The sequence below is a fragment of the Bradyrhizobium sp. genome, assembly GCF_016462955.1.
GTDB lineage: Bacteria > Pseudomonadota > Alphaproteobacteria > Rhizobiales > Xanthobacteraceae > Bradyrhizobium.
Genome location: NZ_JAEMSD010000657.1, coordinates 1 through 3,163 on the forward strand (window position 1 = coordinate 1; position 3,163 = coordinate 3,163).

General features: G+C 65.4%; 2 protein-coding genes. One reads left to right on the forward strand and one right to left on the reverse strand.

Features of this window, described 5'->3' with window-relative positions:
* Positions 1-1,521 (reverse strand): winged helix-turn-helix domain-containing protein (locus JHD07_RS36375; RefSeq protein ID WP_291630965.1); only part of this gene is annotated, 1,521 nt, incomplete at its 3' end.
* Between the two features lie 187 nt (positions 1,522-1,708).
* On the opposite strand from JHD07_RS36375, the gene JHD07_RS36380 reads away from it, so the two are divergent.
* A partial coding sequence (locus JHD07_RS36380) for an autotransporter-associated beta strand repeat-containing protein (RefSeq protein WP_291630967.1) occupies positions 1,709-3,163 on the forward strand: 1,455 nt, incomplete at its 3' end.

The following is a 3,163-nucleotide window of genomic DNA, read 5'->3' on the forward strand; positions in this document are numbered from 1 at the left end:
GGTCCCGGGCGTGATAGCGATCGAACGCTGCAGCCAGGGCAATGCCTCCTCAAAGCGTCCCATCAAGGCGTAGGTCATGCCCGCGCCGAGCAGCCAGGTCCAGCGCGAGGCCTGCGGCGTGTCGTAACGATCGGCTTGCAGGAACGTCGCGAGCGCATCGTCGAAGCGGCCGAGATAGACCTGCCCGAGGCCGATCAGATAGAGCGCAGATCCATTCCACGGATCGAAGCTCAAGGCCTTGGCGCAGGTGACGAGACTTTCCACGAAATGGTTGGTCGCGCTGAGGAAGCGGCAATAGGCCTCCAGCACGGCAATCGAATTCGGCCTCGACCGTAGCGCCTGCTCGAGCGTCGCGTTGGCCCTGGCCTCCACTGCAACGGCCTCCTCCGGGCTGAACCAGACCATCTGGATGCCGCGCATCTGCAGCGAAGCGAGCGCAACCGCGACCTCGAGATTATCAGGATCATCGCTGAGGGCCTTCTGCAGCATGGCCTGTGCTGCGCCAAAACGCTCGCGCGTGGTCTGGTTGATCGATGCGAGCGCCTGCTCGACGACGACCTTGTCGCCCCCGGCCGACGTGCCGGCGACTGTGGCGCGCGGCACACGCGACTCCAGAATTTCATTGAGACGGCGCGCAAGCCCGTGACCGACGCCGGCGACAAGTCGCGACTGCGCGAGCTGCGCATCCATCTCCTCCCCACCGACCGACGTTGCGACGACCGACTGGACCTCGCCGGTCGCAGCCTTGATGATCCGCGCGCGCAGCGTCCAGGACCGGTCGCGACGCTCCAGTTCGCCGCGCAGCTCGTAATCGGATGACGCGGCGGACGCAGCAGCGCCGGCGCCGCCCTTGGCCGCCAATCGCGGCGCAACCACGCTGATGTTCTGGATCTTGGCAAAACCATCGGTGAGGCGCGCGGTGACCTCGGCAGCCATCGCCGCGCCGTGCGCATCGTTGCTCTCGTCGACGATCGGCATCACCGCGAGCCTCGGCGGCGTTCGCTTGAAGAGGAGATCCGGCTTCAGCACGGGCGCAGCAACCGCAAGCCCCATGACGATCACGAAGAGCCCGGCTACAGCGGCAACCGTAGCCTTGCGGCTCAAGCCGAACATGGCGCGCTGCGGCCTCACAGCAGCGACCTCGGCCGGTGGCAGGGGCACAACCCCGCCGGTCGGATGCGGCCTCGTCCCCTTGGCCTGCGCCGGATCGGCGGCGGGAGCTGCCACGACCTCCGTCGCCAGCAGATAGCCGCCGCCGGAGGCGAGCTTGATCAGCTGCCGCCGCTCGTCGCCGAGGGCGGTGCGCAGCTCGCGGATGCACTGGAACAGGCTGTCCTCACCGACATGGACGTTCGGCCAGACCGCCTCCATGAGCTCCTGCTTGCTCAGCACCCGTCCGCCGCTGGTGGCGAACAGTCGAAGCATCTCGAAGGTCTTGGGCCGGAGCTTGATCGGCGCGCCATCGGCCCCGCGCAGCTCCGCGCGCTGCTGGTCCAGCTCGAAGCCGGCGAAACGAAGCAAGCTATCCCCCAAAGCGTCTCCCAAGGCGGCTCATATAGCGGAAGTCTGCCGAAATTGCCCGAAAATCGGGCCTGAAACGCAAATATCAGAAACTTTCAGAAATGAGCCAACCCCTTATCAGGACACCCTTCCCGCCCCGATGCCAAGAATCCGGTCGAGGACTCGTGATTGTGCGCCGGGGGAATTGGTGAGGACGAGGAAAGATTATTTCAACGCGAGCGGCCGCCTGCGCACCGCCTTGCTGACGTCGTCTGCGCTAGCCCTGGCCTGGGCGCTGCCGGCCACGCCGGCGCGCGCGCAGGATGCGACCTGGCTGGCCTCGCCAGGGACCAACGTCTACGGCGTCGGCGCCAACTGGGACACCGGCACAGTGCCGACCGGAACCGCGTATTTTGGCGCGACGAACACCAACAACCTGTGGATGAGCTCCGCCGTGACAATGGGCGGTTGGACGTTCAATGCGGGCGCACCGAATTACACTTTTGAGAACAGTGGCGAACTCAACTTCACGGGTGCCGGCATTACCGTCAATGGCGGAAGCGTCGCCATCGCAAACGACCTTTTCCTGAATTTCTACAACGCCAGCACGGCCAGCAGCGCCGCCATCGTCAATGTCGCCGTCAACGCCTTTACGACTTTCCACGACGCCAGCTCGGCTGGCACCGCCTCCATCACCAACCAGGTGGGCCTTTTTTTCGAGGACTCCAGCACGGCCGGCAGCGCCTCCATCCTCAATGGCGGGCTCTTTCAATTTTTCAACACCAGCTCGGCAGGAACCGCCACGATCACCAACAGCGGCGGTCTATATTTCTTCGACAACAGCACCGCCGCTGGCGCCACCATCACCGCCAGCGGCGGTGTGTATTTCGCCAACAGCAGCACGGCCGGAAATGCCGCCATCACGACCGACTACACCCTGTCTTTCAGCGATAACAGCACGGCCGGGACTGCCGCCATCACCAACAACGTCGGAGGCTTGGTCGATTTCTCGACCACGACGGGACTCAACGGCGACCACAAGATCAGCGCCGGCTCGATCGCGGGCGCCGGCTCCTACAATCTCGGTGCCAACGAGCTGACCGTCGGCTCCAACAACATCTCGACCGAAGTGAGCGGAATCATCGCAGGCACCGGCGGCTCGCTGGTCAAGACCGGCACCGGCACACTGAAGCTGTCGGGCAGCAACACGTTCAGCGGCGGCGTCACGCTCAGCTCGGGCACACTGGGGCTCGCCAACAACAATGCGCTCGGCACCGGCATGCTGACGACCTACGGTGGGACTGTCGCCTATGCCGATGGCGTCACAATCGGCAATGCGATCGACCTCCGCGGCAGCACGACGTTCGACATCGCGGCCGGCAGCGCGACGCAGGCCGGCGCCATTGGGCAAACCGGCGGCGCGTTCGGCATCGTCAAGACCGGCACGGGCACGCTGACCCTGTCCGGCAACAACGCGTTCACAGGCGGCGTCACGCTCAACGCCGGCACGCTGCGGCTCGCCAACAACAATGCGCTCGGCGCGAACGTGCTGACGACATACGGCGGAACGGTCGCCTATGCCGATGGCGTCACAATCGGCAATGCGATCGACCTTCGCGGCAGCACGACGCTCGACGTCGCCACCGGCGGCGCCACCCAGGCC